This is a genomic window from Legionella waltersii, assembly GCF_001468085.1.
In the GTDB taxonomy this organism is placed as follows: domain Bacteria; phylum Pseudomonadota; class Gammaproteobacteria; order Legionellales; family Legionellaceae; genus Legionella; species Legionella waltersii.
Genome location: NZ_LNZB01000010.1, coordinates 22,113 through 36,326 on the forward strand (window position 1 = coordinate 22,113; position 14,214 = coordinate 36,326).

Genomic DNA, 14,214 nt, shown 5'->3' on the forward strand with positions numbered 1-14,214 from the left:
TTATATCGTGATAAGATCCCTGCATCGCTGCAGTAGTTTAACTCGACTGCTACAGTCTAAATAATTTTTTAATACAAAAATCTATTGGTCTCAACATGAGAGGACAGTACAACAAATCCTCCTTCTCCATAGCCTGATTTAGTCTTTTCTGGCGTTGTTAGTGTTTCAATGGGAGAAAAAAGTGTTTGATAAATGCCCTCTTCTTTAAAATTAATTTCATGAAGCAATTCAAGAACTTCTTTTACTGAATAAAAATGAGCATCTCGATAAAAGGGATTTTCTTGTTTTGTAGCCTCATAATGTGCTCCCAGCATTGAATCTTTATCAATCATGCCAATAATGAGCGTGCCATTTGGCTTTAAAACTCGTTTCGCTTCCAAAAGAGCAGTTAATGGCAGATCTAAAAAACATAACACCGTATTAAACAATATAAAGTCGAATTGCTGGTTTTGAAAAGGCAACGATTCGGCAACCCCTTCATAAACAGTGATCCCTCGTGCTCTCGCTATAGCGCTTAAATTAACCGAAGGCTCTATGCCTGTTTTAATTCCAAGGGCTGCAGAAAATCGTCCTGATCCCACGCCCACGTCAAGGCCCTCTCCTGATTGGGGTATTAATTTCTTCAGTGCTCCAAGCTCTGATTGAAATACAGCCGAATGGCTATCAAACCATCTGTCGTATTTATTTGCAAGTTGGTCAGAATTTTTAATTGATTCAATGCTCATGTTTTGAGTTCCATTCAATTTGAGAACGTTTAAAGTTAATTAATATTGTATTTTAAGAATAATGCAGTATTGATATTTTTTTATCCTATCTTTTGATTAAGGATTAAAATGGTAGACATACCGTGTGGCTATATATGAAGCATAGCACATATCCTTTTTAAATGAACAAGCAGACCGATTTAATTTTAATAGGCGAACAAATTCGCAAAATCAGAAAAGAGAAAGGGTTTTCTCAAGAAGGTTTTGCTAATTTCATTGAAATGAACCGTGGGTACTACGGAACTGTTGAACGTGGTGAAGCGAATGTTACCGTTTTAAATCTTCTAAAAATACTTAAGGGATTAGATACAACACCCAATGAGTTATTTCCGCCCACAACGTATCGTGCCAAAAAAAATATTGGATAACAATCCACAGGATATTACAATGTAACCTAAATTGTTATTTGAGGCCTGGTGTGTATCAGTAGACATCTGAAAAAAGGTCATGTATGAATCGTTTGAAAAAATTGAGGCATCAATCAAAAAATATATTTGGATATTATATTTTGCAAAACAAGATCCCAGAATCAACTGGAAAGCGAAATGTATTATTATCGTTACCTTGGCCTATGCACTAAGCCCTATAGATCTTATCCCTGATTTTATTCCTATTTTAGGGCTAATAGATGATCTGTTCATTATTCCAATAGGTATATATATAGCAATTAAATTAATCCCCAAAGTAGTTTGGGAGGATTGCAATCGGAACGCTGTAAAGTCTATCAATAACGCGGCTATGTTGCCAAAAAACTGGGTTATTGCGACAATAATTGCACTATTATGGTTAGTCATTTTCATCCTGGTTGGCAAATGGTTTTGGAATACATATCTGCTTAAAAACTAACCATTCCTTTTAATCTTTATTTTTAAGAGATCTTAATATAATTATTTGGTACGCTTTCGTTGTGTTAGTAACCTTAAACTAACGTCCGAAAATCTAATACTAGGATACAAGAATAAAAGGTTCTTTTAACTCTATTTTTCAATTTATTTAATACATACCCAATTAATATCGCACAAGACAGTACCCCATCCAATTAATCAGATCTAATTTTTTCTATTTCATATAACTTAATATGCGATTTATCATGAATAAATATATAATTTTATCAAAAATCACTACCTAAGGTTTATCATGTCAATAGTAGGAAACATCATCCAATATGGATTTTCATTGAGCTTAGTTGTTAATGCGGCGCTGTTTATACCCCAAATCATCTCATTAATCACTTGCGCGACTCATGAGATGTTGAAAAAATTGTTAATTTTAATGACTCAGGAACTTCCCACTGATTTGGAATGCATGAAAAAAGCCTTTAAGGCTCTTGATTATCCGTTGGTTGAAAAAACAACCCATAAATCAAAGGTGGGGCTGTCTATGTAGGGACAATCCGCATGAAATACGCCTGTCAGTATGTTGAGCGCTACTGGAAAACCGGACAACGTGAATTATTTAAGGCACTCTATCATCAGGCAGTAAATACTATAGAAGAAACCATCACCTATATTTGGGGATGGCTTCAAAGGGACACGCCATGAATAAAAAATTGTTTCAAGCACTGGAGCTCGAATGTCTCATTTATTTATCCGGGAAAGAGGTAACGCTTGAACAGCTTCGCCCGTTGATTAATGAATTTCTTTCCACACAACCAGAGCATTTACTGTTAATTCTGGCTAAAGAAGAACAAACGATTGATGCGGTCAGTGGCGTAATAGCCCATCAATACAACAACACCCATGATATGTTAATTCATCGGGTGATGCACCACCTTAACGACCTTCTTTATGAAACCGTCAAAGCTTATTATTTCCAGAATAAATGTTAATTAAACCCATTCCTTATAACAAATCTACATTAGGAGTCCGTTGATGTCTGATTCTTGTCTTTCTTTAATTGTTCCTGTTTTTTTAAATGGATTTCCTGCCTGTTAATAGTCACCTGTTTAGGCGCATCAATTCCCAGTTTAAAATTTCCAGGCTCATGAGTTTTAAAGGGGGTAATCACTACCTTTTGATTGTTCTTAAGGGTAATGATTAATTCAGATTCAAAAGCTACAGTTCTTATTTCCATGTTAATTTACTCGTTTTAGTTCAAAATAATTGCTGCAAAAACGCATTAATTGATGGGTTTTCCTTATACGGACATTTTAATTTGAAGCCAATACCTGTTCAAACATACTCCTCAAGAAAAATAGCTCCATTTATACTACAGCTACCATCGCAGTCCCATGGGTAGGGACAGACAAAAATGGAGGTTCTTTTTTTATTGCATAAAACCCATTAATGCTTGGCTTAACCCCATCAAATGAATCCTGCACCTCATCGGATTGTTCTGCATCTATCTGTTCCAGGCGAATAATCTGCTGTTCCTGTCTGTCTAATAGCCTGCGATACCTCTGATTACTTTCTTCTAATTGTTTTGTAACCACTGAGAGTTTGTGTTCGGCCTCACAAATTCGGTCTGCTACCTCAACAAAGCTTTTTTCTTTATTGTTAAGAAAGTCCTCTAATCTTTTTTGAAAAGCAGCCCGCTGCTCCTTATCTTGAATCACCATGTTAGAGAAGGTTTCAACTGTTCCACTTAAGACAAGTCCAACAGCTCTCGCCTGTTCCACTTCTTTCCCCATTTTCTCTTTAATGTCATCCATTTCTTTTATTTTATCAGATAACTGATTTTGATTGTCTTTATAGTCCTGAACAACCTGTTCTAATTCCTTTTGAGTGTTTTCTAAAACTTGAGACTGCTCCTCTATAGAGCCTTTAAGCGTTTTGGCAGTCAGTTCGAGTTCAATCTGAGTTGTACGCAATGCCTTTTCGGTATCACTCAGCTCACTGATTTGTGACTTTAATGTTCTAATCTGCTCACAAAAGTGATCAATATTCTCGGTCAGACGGTCATTTTCTTTCTGGAATGCATCGATTTCAATGGCCAATTGTTCGCGCAAGAGTTCTAAAGTTGAAATAACCGTATCTAAAAGTTCAACAAGACTTAAAATTCCTGCGTTTAAATGTTCGGTATTGTCTGTATTTTGACTCTGATGATTATCAAGAAGGATACTGCTTGCTGTATAAACAATTGCTGTAATAATACTGAGTGTAATTAGGGCTGCAAGATTTGCCATGAGTCCAATCATTAAAAGAGGTACTGTAAGCACGGCACCTGCAGTAATTTTTTGCCATAAAGGGATTTTATTCCAAAAAATGGCAGCACGTGATAATAGACTTGGATTGTGATTCATCGCCTGAATCAATTGACTCAGATCAGCTTTAATTTTTTGAATTTTATTTTGAGTGGTTACAATCTTCTCAAAACGGTCTTTATCATTTTTTGTTTTTTGAGTGAGGTTGTCCTGCTCCAGGTTCTCTGACGGATGAAGGTCAGAAGCCAACTCAAGTTCCAGTTTTTGATACGTCATGATTCTTCCTTACAACGAGTGGTCATCTACTTTCTAAAATACGCTGTCACATAATTATCAGGCCAACTTTAAGATAAACATGGTGACGGTTAATCCCATAATTACTGAATTAATTACCAGTACCTTTTTACGTATTGGATTGAGATGTAATTAAAATTTTTGAGGTGAGGTCTAGAAACCCTGAAAATAAGGTCTCACGGTTGCTCATTGAGGCGTGAAATTGATTTTTAATCTTTAGAATGTTACTCATTACCACGTTTCCTTCATTTGGTTTGAAACAACAATCAACCGAGCGCTTTTCCTGGAACGGTTAAATCTTGATCATTCTATCGAATTAATTCTGTTCAGTCATTCTTTTTTTAGTGACTCATCATTCTTGATGATACGGTAGATATAAGGTTACCTGAATGGATGCTTTTTAGGATCCCAATGAGATAATTGCTCATATTCTGATTGGGGTAACAGCATGTAGTGCTCTTCGTCATCGATAATAGAGTTCAGCATCACTCCGACCAAGTGGTATCCATGCCATTTTGAACGGGAGGTACGGTTTTTTCTTTTGGTGTTTTTATGACACCGTGCGGCAAAGGTCTTCACTTCATCGTTTAAGAGGGCATCAAGGTAATGGAAGGTTTTGTAAGCAAGCTGAACATGGTTTGGGTGGCCTGCAAACACAGTGGGTTGTCTATTTCCAGAGGTGATGGAGGCAGTGGTGCAACCAAAAATGTATCCTAAAAGGAAAATTAGTTCATCCGCGTAATCATCCATGGTGAAATTAGTCAGATTAAACCCCTTACTGATTGCAAAGAGTTCAGAATTATGCTCTGTGGAAAAAAGCTTGTAATTTAAGAGTTCCTCGCGAATTAATAGCAGATGTTGGCCAATCTGGTGGCAATTGTCCTCGGTGAGGTAATAATTAAACGTTTTGTTAAAATAATCCAATAATTTTTCATCTGGCTTTTTAATAGTAAGACGCTCAATGTGTTTGCGGTATTTTTTATAAGACTCATTAGTTCTGAAATCATAGCCTTCGGGTTTACGTGGCCATTCACGTATCTCATCAAAATCAAAGAAATCTAACTCGGTGTCCCCTTCTTCCTCATCAGAGAATTCACTCTGCTCATCACCAAACAAAGAAATGACATTGGTGTTGCCTGGAGGAACCAATTGGTCAGGCGAACCTGTTAGTTTTGGATTGATGCTCATCGATTTTACTATGCCCGCGGTCGAAGTGTTTGTGAATGGTCTATTTGATTCATCATCACTGCCTTGCAGGAAGGAGCAGCCATCAATAATCACCTGTGACAGACTGATATTTTTTTGATGTGCGAGATCTTTTAATGCGTTATAGGCTTCATCACTGATGGTGATGGTACGCAGGATTTTTTCTACCAGATATTTTTTTTTTGATTCAGAGCGCGATAACAGCGACTAAAGGATTGAGAGTCTACGAATTCATCAAACCATAATTGAAACTGGTATACTGTTTCCTCATCGTGTGCCGTGTTTTTGAGTTCAGCAAAGGCCTGGATTGCCTGTATTCTCACTTAATTGTTCGTCTCTTCACTCATGAATCAATTGTTTTGAATAGCACGTTCAAAATAGTGATAACAGGATACATAATCATCCAAGGATACTTTGCGTTTTTTATTGGGCATTTTTAATAAAACTCTATCAATTATTGATGGCAGTTTATTCATAACCATTGAATTTACCATCTGTTGATACATTCCTTTAATGTGTTCCTCTCGATGCACTGGAGGTGTCCATTTCCATTAAAAATCACTAGATCGCCTCATGTAAGCAAAATATAAAGGTCGGATTTAGTTATCGTTTTGTTGAATTCTATAAAAACGATTCTTTGCGAGCGGATAGGTTACTTTCTGGTTTGCTCATAGAATCCATATATACCAAGCATTTCACCGTTTTTCACACATAGTTATCCACCAATTTTGTGGATAATAAATAGTAGTCTTACCCCTCCACCTTCAGATGAGCCATCAACCAATCTGCTTCCTCGAGAGAATCAAAATTTATAACCACCCGACCCTTTCCATCAGAATTAAAATGCATGTTAACCTTAGATGAAAGCTGTTTTGACAACTGTGCCATCCAATCATTCGTTTTCTTTTCAAATTGTGGGGTCAGTAAAAACTCCTGTTTATTTTGCGGCATATTTAAGCGTTGAACCAATTTTTCAGTTTCCCTAACAGATAATGATTTTCTGATAATTATTTTTGCTGTATCAGCTTGTTGATCGCTCGACAAACTTAATAGTGCTCTGGCATGTCCCATTTCTAATAACTTTGCATTTAACATTTCTTTTACTTCATCCGTTAGAGTAAGCAAACGAAGGAGATTAGTGACTGTTGTGCGAGATCTACCCAAAGTTTCAGCAACATCACTATGGGTCATGTAACACTCCTCCAATAATCTTTGTATAGCCTGTGCTTCCTCTAGTGGATTTAAGTTTTCTCGTTGAATATTCTCAATTAAAGAAACAGCCATCCCATTGGCTTTATCATACTTTCTGATGATCGCAGGTATTTTTTCTAACCCAACTATTTTAGCCGCACGCCACCGTCGCTCACCTGCTATTATTTGATATTTATTCCCGTGATGATCTATTTCTCTGACAAGAATGGGTTGTATAACTCCATGCTGCCTAATTGATGAAGCCAACTCCTCTAGTGAGGTATCGCAGAAAAATTTCCTAGCCTGATTTTTATCTGGCTCAATTTGTGATAAACGAAGATCAATTGCTTCCAATGATTGAATATCATTTTGTAGATTAATGGGTTCAAAGGCAGGAAATTTCATATTAAACCGCCCTTTTTGTTGTTGGCTTTTCTAAATAGTGTTGTTTTAATTTTTCTCGGCAATTTAAAACAAAATTTTGCATGTTTTTAACATGTTCTTCATTATCTCCAGACTTAGTATAACCAAATAGTTTTTCCCAATGATTCAACTCAGCCTGCAAAATGTATAATTTCTTTTCCCACTCACTTTCTTCATTAGACAATTTTTCCTGATGATCCTCAGGTTTCTGCTCTTCCTTAAATTTATAATCATATTTAATAGCGCTGATAAAATATGGGATAGGATAAAAGCCTGTTCGCTCTTTTTTAGCACATTTTTTTGTATAATTGATTTTCTCTTCGATATATTCTTCGGAATAATTATTTATAATATTTTCTAAAACAGATTCATTTATTATCCCAAATGTTGCTTTGATTTCTTTATGTATCCTCTCACTATCACTGCCATTCAGGATCCCTTCTGTTATAACTGCGGTTTTTTTGCTTTGGACTAATACTTCAAATCCAGTAATTTTTCTACCAATTCTTATCGTTTCCAAACCGACAATAAAACTTGCACGATCATTAACCTCTTCTATTGAGGGTGTAATAACATTTCTTGTTAGTTCGCGCATGCTGGGATATTTATCTTCTGGAACACCTAATATTTTTCTAAATGTTTCCAACGGAATAATTTTGTTTTTTTGCAAATTAACAAAGCGCGTACTATTTTCATATAGCGAATGACCGTATTTCGATTCAAATTCAGATTGAAGATCAATATCAATGGTGCCATAAATGGATGGATTAACGAGCAAATCAAGCATTATTTTATGAAAAGAAAAATTGACTGTATTATCTTGATAAAATGTAGGGGAACCATGCAACACTCGTAAGTTTAAAAAAGAGATGTCTGTGGGAACCTTATCTTTTAATAAATTCCATTCTATTTTCAATGATGCTAACCCGTCGATGGCCTCTTTCAGATATTGAGTGTTGTTGCTATTGAACTTAACTGCTTTTGATAAATTCGAAAATGGAATGTTACATTCTACAGCAACTGAGCTATGATGATTATTTACACGATTAGTTACTTTTGTTGCTTCATACAAAAGTACATTAACAATTTTCCGCTGCAATACACTCATTAAAGAGTATGCATGAATAATTGCTACGTGTTTACGTATTGTTTTCTCAGCTAACATTACCCATTCCGCTTGGCCTTCGTTTACTTACTTTTTCCTCATTAATCTGCTGAGTATAGCAGCGCGTATTATAGCAGTTTGAGGCCCTCTTATATCTGGATATTCCTTTACAACTTCACTTCTCATATCAGCAAAAAAACATCGCTGCTTAAATGTCATATAAATCTTATCAAATACAAAATTCTCACTATTTCCTTCTGCATTGAGCACCATCTCCTTGTAATCAGGATTTTCCTTTAGCATTACTATAGCTTCGTTAACCCAATCAGTTTTCTTTTTTAAATTATAATTTTCTGAATTTATTAGAATTTCTCTGAGCGTTTCTTTCATCTCTTTGTTAATAGTAAATGTAATAATTTTTTTGTCATCTTCATTATTATTTAGCTTCAATTTATTCATTTTTTATTACACTTCCTGAGCAATCAAAGGAATTATTTTTTTAAAACACTCTTCAACCGATTTGCCATTATTCCATTGAACATTATCGCTAATCATATTCATTTGCTTGATAATACTCTCATGTATAATGTTGCTTGAAACTAAGGCATCAAAAATAATTTTGGCAATATTTGGTTTCACCTTACCTAAACTAACATTTAGTTGTTTACGACCCCTTATTTCTTTTTTCTGAGCTAGGGAAGATTCAAGTTCTTTTTTTAATTTAACAATTGCATCAAAAGATAAATTTTCCGAAGCAGCCTTTAAAAGAACTTGTTGATGTTCTATGTTTTCAACTGAAATTATTAACTCGATTAATTTGATATTTTCTAACTTTCCTTCTGCTATTGCTTGCTTTATTTCTGGAGTGGTTTGCAAAATTAAAATATATCTCCGAGATTGTGTAATGGACATACCTGTTAAATCACTTATAACTTTTGATGTTATTTTTTCTTTATCACTTTTTTCTTTGTTTTCATTTAAATATTCCTTAACAATCGCTTCAAGACTTGCAACTCTTTCGGCCAGAGATAGATCAACACGTTCATTATTCTCTATCCACTGCAATACTCTTAGCTTCGTGCCAACAGGCCGTTGACTAGCTATTCTTGCTATTATTTCTTTTTTTCCAGCAATTGCTGAGGCAAGTGTTCTTCGCTCCCCGGCAATTAAACGGCATTTATTTCCAAATCTATAAACAAATATTGGGTTAATTAATTGATCATCGACTATAGTTTTCGCTAATGATTCAAGTGATTTCCAATCATTTTTCTTTTTTGCATAGTCTGGATCAGAGGGGTCAACTCCATTCATAGCATCATGAAGAGTTAGTGCTAGTTCACGATTATTTTCTGGATCAAGTTCAATTTTATCTAAAGGTAATACTTCTATTGATAATTCTCCTGCATAATCATTAGCAATTGCCAATGTTCGCGATATGGCTTCCTTTGTCTCTCCGGTTTTAACTGGATTTAGTTTAAATTTACTAACCATAAGAAACCTCTCCTTCTTCATATATCTTGTTGTATACGTTATTAAATACTCGATCGTATACATGAGAACACCATTTCTCACTTTCGATTCTTGCAGGATGTGTTTTAGATAAGTTAAATACACAATTTGGTTTTGCATCTTCTACGACCAATTCTGAATAAATGGTTCTTTGTGCGATAGGGGGTAATAACCATTCTTCTGACTTTTCTATAGAACGTAAATCATTAAGGAATTTGGTGTGGACAGCTGTCTTACGAACTTGATTAGGCAAAATGCCCGCTACTTTTATTGTGTCATCTTTTACTCTTCTAAGTTGCTCTTGTGAAATTGCCTGAATCATCCCTATGGTTCCATTAATACCATATTGCTCAAGTTCGGTAGGTAATAAACCATGTGTTGCTGCTCGTAATCCTGCCATTGTTAATGGACCAAACTGTGGGTTCGTATCAATAATGACAAATTGATATTCACTGTGGGTTGAAAGCATTTCCGTAAATTCTTTAAGTCGATTTATGACCTTTTCTTTTACATCCACTTTTAGGACACGTTGTGCATCTTCAAGTAATGAAGCAAAGGAAGGAAAACAATGTAAGTTGTCAACCCATGTTGGATACGGATAAATAGATTTACCTGTGAATATATCTGCAATACTGCTGACACCATCCCAATGAGGATCATCCTCGGGTAGGTTATTTGGATCCCACTCTGGATGTGCTTTGGGCATATAACCAGTGGGATGTGCAGGATCGCGTGTGGTGGGAATTAAGCTGGATGAAGAATTACCTTGTGGGTCCAAATCTATAAATGCCCCTTTCATGTTTTTACATTTAGCTAGATATTGCGCAAGGGTTAAGGCAATCGTTGATTTACCAATCCCCCCTTTGTTTCCAGCTGTGGTAATTACTTTCATCTATTCCCCCTTTTTGAATAAGGCGCTTTGTACTATTCGTTATTAGATTATCGTTATTACAATATATTTGCAAGCGGTAATATGTACTATTATTTAAAAATATTTAAAACAGAAAAAATATATCTTTTTTTCTTCTATTCATATATTCATTTCTAAATTAACTAGTTAACTTTATGATATATATAGATTTATTGTAAAATAATTGTGTAACTATATGGGGCCTATTGTGTAGGTTTGTGAGTTTTATTGTGGTGAAATATGGGTTCTAAAATGCCTATTTTACTATATGTGTAGTTTTATGGGGCTCTATGGTGTAGTTATATGGTAATGGTGTAGGTTTATGGGGTGGCGGCGTATTTTAATTTGTTTATTTAAAGTAGACTTCTGAAAGTCGTGGTATGCTATTTACTTCACTTAACGCTTTAACTATAGGTTGTCGGAGTAGTCCATTACATATTTATTTCCCATATATCCGTTAAGTGTAGTTGACGCCGTATTAAACTTATTTATTCCACTAACAACTTACTCTATTTCCTTCAATATTATTTATAAATATTATTATAAATTTTTTAATCGATGTATTTGCTTCCACTAAAATCTATTCTATATGCAGAGTAATCCATTAAATCTCAACAACAACGCTTAGGCAAGTTGTCAATTGCCAAATAAAGCCGTTAGTGGATTCAACTGCATACCGAGGTTATTTTGATCTATACTGTTTTGTTCGTAAGGGGTTTCAAATAATTTTTATTAATTGCGTGATAAAAATATTTTTTATTAATAATGGGCGTCATGTTTGCTGTGGTAATTTTGAGTAACGCTATTTAAGTGGTTGTTATTTGGCGCGGTTTTTTGATGTTATTCCGAAGATATAATCGCTATGTCAATTATTATCTGGAACAAAAGCACTTCCAGTTCTAAATTAGATAATAAAATTTGTTTTTTTTGCCAATGAGTCTAGTGTTGAATTGAGAACAACCTATACTTATTTATACTTGGACATAATACATTATGTCTAATGAATCATTTCTGTTATTACCAAAAGTATCTTATGGCGATTACTTGTATATTGTCATATTCGCATGATCATCTCAATTAATATCGAAGTATCTTGATAAATGATTTTTATCTTGTCTATGCGATTAGTTTATATTTCTATGTCTGCGCGCTAGTTTTCTGATCATTTTTTTGACTAACTCAGCTCGCCTCGTTAGCTTTTTGGCTACAAGAATCGCTTGTTTATCCATTGTAAACTTTATGTCGATGCATAAACTCAAGTGAAGAAAATTACTTTGGAAATCGTCAGTTATATAGGGGTGTTGATGGATTGTCCCCGGGGGATAATTTAGATAACTCATTGATTGTAAAGCATAAAATGCAAGTAATAATTTTATTAAACTGATAGAATGGTGTAGATCTATGAGAGAGAGAATTATAAAGCCAGAGTATAAATATACAAAATAATAGAAAGAGATCGAGCGTAGCGATGATTTAATACGTGATGAGTTTGATGATGCCCAATCAAAAATATCTGTTAAAGTATGTTGTGGAGATGGAAAATTAAATTGATAAGGAAAAAATTAGAAGAATCATATATTATACAGTGCGGCACCTATGTTAGTTTGATTTTTTCCTTTCCATTAGTAATGGTGCACAGTTCGTTGTAATTGTGGGTTTGAAAATATTGCAATTAGTCATGGGTGAGAGATGAAGTTAAAGCTGTAACGTAGAGGAGTAACCATATGACTATTCTTGATTCAAGACCAACATGTTTTCATCATCCGATAAAAGTCATTTTTTTAGATGATAGCCGTTCATTTTTAGATGCATTAGATTTGGAGTTTGGTGCACAGCTTAATATGCTAACTCTCACCAATCCTGATACAGCAATACAGACAATTGATAATCATAGCCAAAATATTACTAAATCAGTTTTTAAAATGATGAATGATGTTGATACAGATACAACGACTGATCGTGTCATTGGTTTTGAAGTTGGCAATATGCTAAGTATTATTTATGATAAAACACGATTTGATCATGTGGCTATATTGGTTGTTGATTATGAAATGCCTAATATAAATGGAATAGAATTCTGCCAAAAACTCAAAGAAAGAAAAATTTTTAGGATTATGCTCACAGCTGAAGCCGATAAAGATACTGCAATCAAAGCATTTAATAATGGTCTGATTGATAAGTTTATACTTAAAACTAATGCAGAATTATATTCAGAAATTACATTGGCTGTACAAGAGTTAACACAGCGATATTTTAAAGAATTATCAGGTGGTATAATTAGTGAGCACGCAAGTTCCATAGGTGATCTGCTCGATAATAAGTCATACCTGCAGTTATTTGCCGAAGTTGTATCAAAAGTACAACCTGTTGAATATTATTTGGTTGATACTTCTGGGAGCTTTGTATTTCTTGATAAAGATGCTAACCCTACATGGCTTATTGTTAAACATAATAATGAACTTGATGAACAATTAGAGTTGCTACAGGGATATGAAGTACCTGAGCAAATCATAGAATCAGTTGCTAAAAAGGAAAAATTATTATTTTTGTTATCGGAAAAGGAATATAAAAAATCAATTGGTGAGTGGGTTAAACAAATGTTCGATTCAAAAAAACTGGATAATAATTATTACTACAGTATTGTCAGCGGTCAATTAACAGATTCTATAGATTGGGGTAGGGTGGTTTCTTATTCCGCCTATATGGACGAAAAAAATAGTAGGGCATGACTATTCATTCAGAAGGCTTTGAAAATAACTTTCAATCTTTGCGGTTTGCTCACGTATTGTGTTCATGGAGTATAAAAATTTTTCCATCTGTTTCTGATTGATATCGCTGCTATCCATGCATTTTGATAGTTTATTAAGGAAACTTGAGGCTGATTTTGTCATGCTATTGATGATGACAATTGAATTCAAAAAGTCGTGTTTTAGTTTATCCTTCTCGGCAGTGTTCATGTTACATTCTCTTGTATTAATAGAAAGGGAGGCTCTTTTCCAACGACAGTTTTAATCCATGGCATATGATCAAACCGATCTTTCGAATGCCCAGTGGCAAGATGTATTTCGCTGAATCCTTGATCAAAGAGGAGCTTTGCACAGACCTCACCTTGGATATTGTTACCAAGATCTGAATCGATATAAATGATAGTGCTTTTACTGTAGTTATTTAATTCATTAATAAATTGTTCAAATGATGAGTATGTTGAAATAGATTTTCCTGCATCCTCAGCAGCAAAGATCCAGGTTGTTCGCATCATTTCATCGTCATCAATAAATACTAGGCTACTTGGATGCTCAGTTCCTGGTATCTGAATAATTTGAATATAGGGTACATAGGATTTAGGTATGATTTTAACACCAATATTTTCGCATCGAGCCCGGATGGCGATGTCTTCAAAACAACTAGTGACCAAAATAGCTTTGTCATTTAATTTTAGCTCTTCGATAACATCTAAACCATTTTTAACATCAGCAAGGAGCTCATAATCAACTAAATATAATATTGGCATACATGGATCAAGTTTGTGCTTTAATAATTCGGATACGTTATAAGAATGGATTAGTTTGACGTGAGAAATAGTTGCGTATTCTGACGAAAATGAACACCCATTCTGGTCGAACGTGAACACCTGTTATTTTAACGCATTGTCCCAGTGACCTTTTACACT

18 protein-coding genes are annotated in these 14,214 nt (G+C 34.6%); 6 read left to right on the forward strand and 12 right to left on the reverse strand.

Annotated elements, in window-relative coordinates; translation table 11 throughout:
* Positions 1–68 precede the first annotated feature (68 nt).
* Positions 69–725, reverse strand: a complete 657-nt coding sequence (locus Lwal_RS02915) for a class I SAM-dependent methyltransferase (RefSeq protein WP_058479424.1) — start codon at positions 723–725, stop codon at positions 69–71.
* Between the two features lie 161 nt (positions 726–886).
* Between Lwal_RS02915 and Lwal_RS02920 the strand changes: the two genes are divergently transcribed.
* From Lwal_RS02920 to Lwal_RS02935, 5 genes are all read left to right on the forward strand, one after another.
* Complete coding sequence (locus Lwal_RS02920) at positions 887–1,132, forward strand: helix-turn-helix domain-containing protein (protein WP_058479425.1); 246 nt, start codon at positions 887–889, stop codon at positions 1,130–1,132.
* Between the two features lie 79 nt (positions 1,133–1,211).
* Positions 1,212–1,610, forward strand: coding sequence for a YkvA family protein (locus tag Lwal_RS02925; protein WP_058479426.1), 399 nt, complete (start codon positions 1,212–1,214; stop codon positions 1,608–1,610).
* Positions 1,611–1,901: 291 nt separating this feature from the next.
* Complete coding sequence (locus Lwal_RS17680; protein ID WP_058479427.1) at positions 1,902–2,150, forward strand: hypothetical protein; 249 nt, start codon at positions 1,902–1,904, stop codon at positions 2,148–2,150.
* Positions 2,151–2,161: 11 nt separating this feature from the next.
* Positions 2,162–2,305 carry a hypothetical protein gene (locus Lwal_RS17685; protein WP_193787207.1) on the forward strand — a complete coding sequence of 48 codons (144 nt, stop codon included), beginning with the start codon at positions 2,162–2,164 and terminating at the stop codon, positions 2,303–2,305.
* Positions 2,302–2,592, forward strand: coding sequence for a hypothetical protein (locus tag Lwal_RS02935; protein ID WP_058479428.1), 291 nt, complete (start codon positions 2,302–2,304; stop codon positions 2,590–2,592). Before Lwal_RS17685 ends, Lwal_RS02935 begins: the two co-directional genes overlap by 4 nt.
* A gap of 29 nt (positions 2,593–2,621) precedes the next feature.
* On the opposite strand, the gene Lwal_RS02940 is transcribed toward Lwal_RS02935, so the two are convergent.
* From Lwal_RS02940 to Lwal_RS02980, 9 genes are all read right to left on the reverse strand, one after another.
* Entirely contained in the window at positions 2,622–2,837 is a 216-nt protein-coding gene (locus Lwal_RS02940; RefSeq protein ID WP_058479429.1) for a carbon storage regulator, read from the reverse strand.
* A gap of 130 nt (positions 2,838–2,967) precedes the next feature.
* Positions 2,968–4,182 (reverse strand): LegC2/C7 family Dot/Icm T4SS effector, encoded by a 1,215-nt coding sequence (locus Lwal_RS02945; protein WP_083500022.1) that lies wholly within the window; start codon positions 4,180–4,182, stop codon positions 2,968–2,970.
* A gap of 399 nt (positions 4,183–4,581) precedes the next feature.
* A complete protein-coding gene (locus Lwal_RS02950) occupies positions 4,582–5,388 on the reverse strand; it encodes a DUF7168 domain-containing protein (RefSeq protein ID WP_133141236.1) in 807 nt (268 codons plus the stop codon).
* A gap of 368 nt (positions 5,389–5,756) precedes the next feature.
* Positions 5,757–5,939, reverse strand: a complete 183-nt coding sequence (locus Lwal_RS02955) for a hypothetical protein (protein ID WP_058479431.1) — start codon at positions 5,937–5,939, stop codon at positions 5,757–5,759.
* Positions 5,940–6,156: 217 nt separating this feature from the next.
* Entirely contained in the window at positions 6,157–7,002 is an 846-nt protein-coding gene (locus Lwal_RS02960) for a ParB/RepB/Spo0J family partition protein (RefSeq protein ID WP_058479432.1), read from the reverse strand.
* 1 nt (position 7,003) lies between these two features.
* Entirely contained in the window at positions 7,004–8,185 is a 1,182-nt protein-coding gene (locus Lwal_RS02965; RefSeq protein WP_058479433.1) for a replication initiation protein, read from the reverse strand.
* Between the two features lie 27 nt (positions 8,186–8,212).
* The gene (locus Lwal_RS02970; protein WP_058479434.1) at positions 8,213–8,584 is read right to left on the reverse strand and encodes a hypothetical protein; all 372 of its coding nucleotides are present in this window, start codon (positions 8,582–8,584) and stop codon (positions 8,213–8,215) included.
* Positions 8,585–8,590: 6 nt separating this feature from the next.
* The gene (locus Lwal_RS02975) at positions 8,591–9,616 is read right to left on the reverse strand and encodes a ParB/RepB/Spo0J family partition protein (protein ID WP_058479435.1); all 1,026 of its coding nucleotides are present in this window, start codon (positions 9,614–9,616) and stop codon (positions 8,591–8,593) included.
* A complete protein-coding gene (locus Lwal_RS02980) occupies positions 9,609–10,526 on the reverse strand; it encodes a ParA family protein (RefSeq protein ID WP_058479436.1) in 918 nt (305 codons plus the stop codon). The genes Lwal_RS02975 and Lwal_RS02980 overlap by 8 nt, the downstream gene beginning before the upstream one ends.
* 1,742 nt (positions 10,527–12,268) lie before the next feature.
* Between Lwal_RS02980 and Lwal_RS02985 the strand changes: the two genes are divergently transcribed.
* Complete coding sequence (locus tag Lwal_RS02985) at positions 12,269–13,273, forward strand: response regulator (protein ID WP_058479437.1); 1,005 nt, start codon at positions 12,269–12,271, stop codon at positions 13,271–13,273.
* Here Lwal_RS02985 and Lwal_RS02990 read toward each other — a convergent pair whose 3' ends face one another.
* Both Lwal_RS02990 and Lwal_RS02995 read right to left on the reverse strand, forming a co-directional pair.
* A complete protein-coding gene (locus tag Lwal_RS02990; RefSeq protein WP_058479438.1) occupies positions 13,274–13,501 on the reverse strand; it encodes a hypothetical protein in 228 nt (75 codons plus the stop codon).
* Complete coding sequence (locus Lwal_RS02995) at positions 13,498–14,055, reverse strand: hypothetical protein (protein ID WP_058479439.1); 558 nt, start codon at positions 14,053–14,055, stop codon at positions 13,498–13,500. The genes Lwal_RS02990 and Lwal_RS02995 overlap by 4 nt, the downstream gene beginning before the upstream one ends.
* Positions 14,056–14,214 lie beyond the last annotated feature (159 nt).

Excerpts from the sequence above, each read along its gene's own strand:
- Lwal_RS02950 (WP_133141236.1), bottom strand. The coding sequence starts at position 5,388 with ATGAGCATCAATCCAAAACTAACAGGTTCGCCTGACCAATTGGTTCCT.
- Lwal_RS02970 (WP_058479434.1), bottom strand. The coding sequence starts at position 8,584 with ATGAATAAATTGAAGCTAAATAATAATGAAGATGACAAAAAAATTATT.
- Lwal_RS02935 (WP_058479428.1), top strand. The coding sequence starts at position 2,302 with ATGAATAAAAAATTGTTTCAAGCACTGGAGCTCGAATGTCTCATTTAT.
- Lwal_RS02925 (WP_058479426.1), top strand. The coding sequence starts at position 1,212 with ATGTATGAATCGTTTGAAAAAATTGAGGCATCAATCAAAAAATATATT.
- Lwal_RS02915 (WP_058479424.1), bottom strand. The coding sequence starts at position 725 with ATGAGCATTGAATCAATTAAAAATTCTGACCAACTTGCAAATAAATAC.
- Lwal_RS02965 (WP_058479433.1), bottom strand. The coding sequence starts at position 8,185 with ATGTTAGCTGAGAAAACAATACGTAAACACGTAGCAATTATTCATGCA.
- Lwal_RS02990 (WP_058479438.1), bottom strand. The coding sequence starts at position 13,501 with ATGAACACTGCCGAGAAGGATAAACTAAAACACGACTTTTTGAATTCA.
- Lwal_RS02945 (WP_083500022.1), bottom strand. The coding sequence starts at position 4,182 with ATGACGTATCAAAAACTGGAACTTGAGTTGGCTTCTGACCTTCATCCG.
- Lwal_RS02975 (WP_058479435.1), bottom strand. The coding sequence starts at position 9,616 with ATGGTTAGTAAATTTAAACTAAATCCAGTTAAAACCGGAGAGACAAAG.
- Lwal_RS02995 (WP_058479439.1), bottom strand. The coding sequence starts at position 14,055 with ATGCCAATATTATATTTAGTTGATTATGAGCTCCTTGCTGATGTTAAA.
- Lwal_RS17680 (WP_058479427.1), top strand. The coding sequence starts at position 1,902 with ATGTCAATAGTAGGAAACATCATCCAATATGGATTTTCATTGAGCTTA.
- Lwal_RS02980 (WP_058479436.1), bottom strand. The coding sequence starts at position 10,526 with ATGAAAGTAATTACCACAGCTGGAAACAAAGGGGGGATTGGTAAATCA.
- Lwal_RS02985 (WP_058479437.1), top strand. The coding sequence starts at position 12,269 with ATGACTATTCTTGATTCAAGACCAACATGTTTTCATCATCCGATAAAA.
- Lwal_RS17685 (WP_193787207.1), top strand. The coding sequence starts at position 2,162 with ATGAAATACGCCTGTCAGTATGTTGAGCGCTACTGGAAAACCGGACAA.
- Lwal_RS02920 (WP_058479425.1), top strand. The coding sequence starts at position 887 with ATGAACAAGCAGACCGATTTAATTTTAATAGGCGAACAAATTCGCAAA.
- Lwal_RS02960 (WP_058479432.1), bottom strand. The coding sequence starts at position 7,002 with ATGAAATTTCCTGCCTTTGAACCCATTAATCTACAAAATGATATTCAA.
- Lwal_RS02940 (WP_058479429.1), bottom strand. The coding sequence starts at position 2,837 with ATGGAAATAAGAACTGTAGCTTTTGAATCTGAATTAATCATTACCCTT.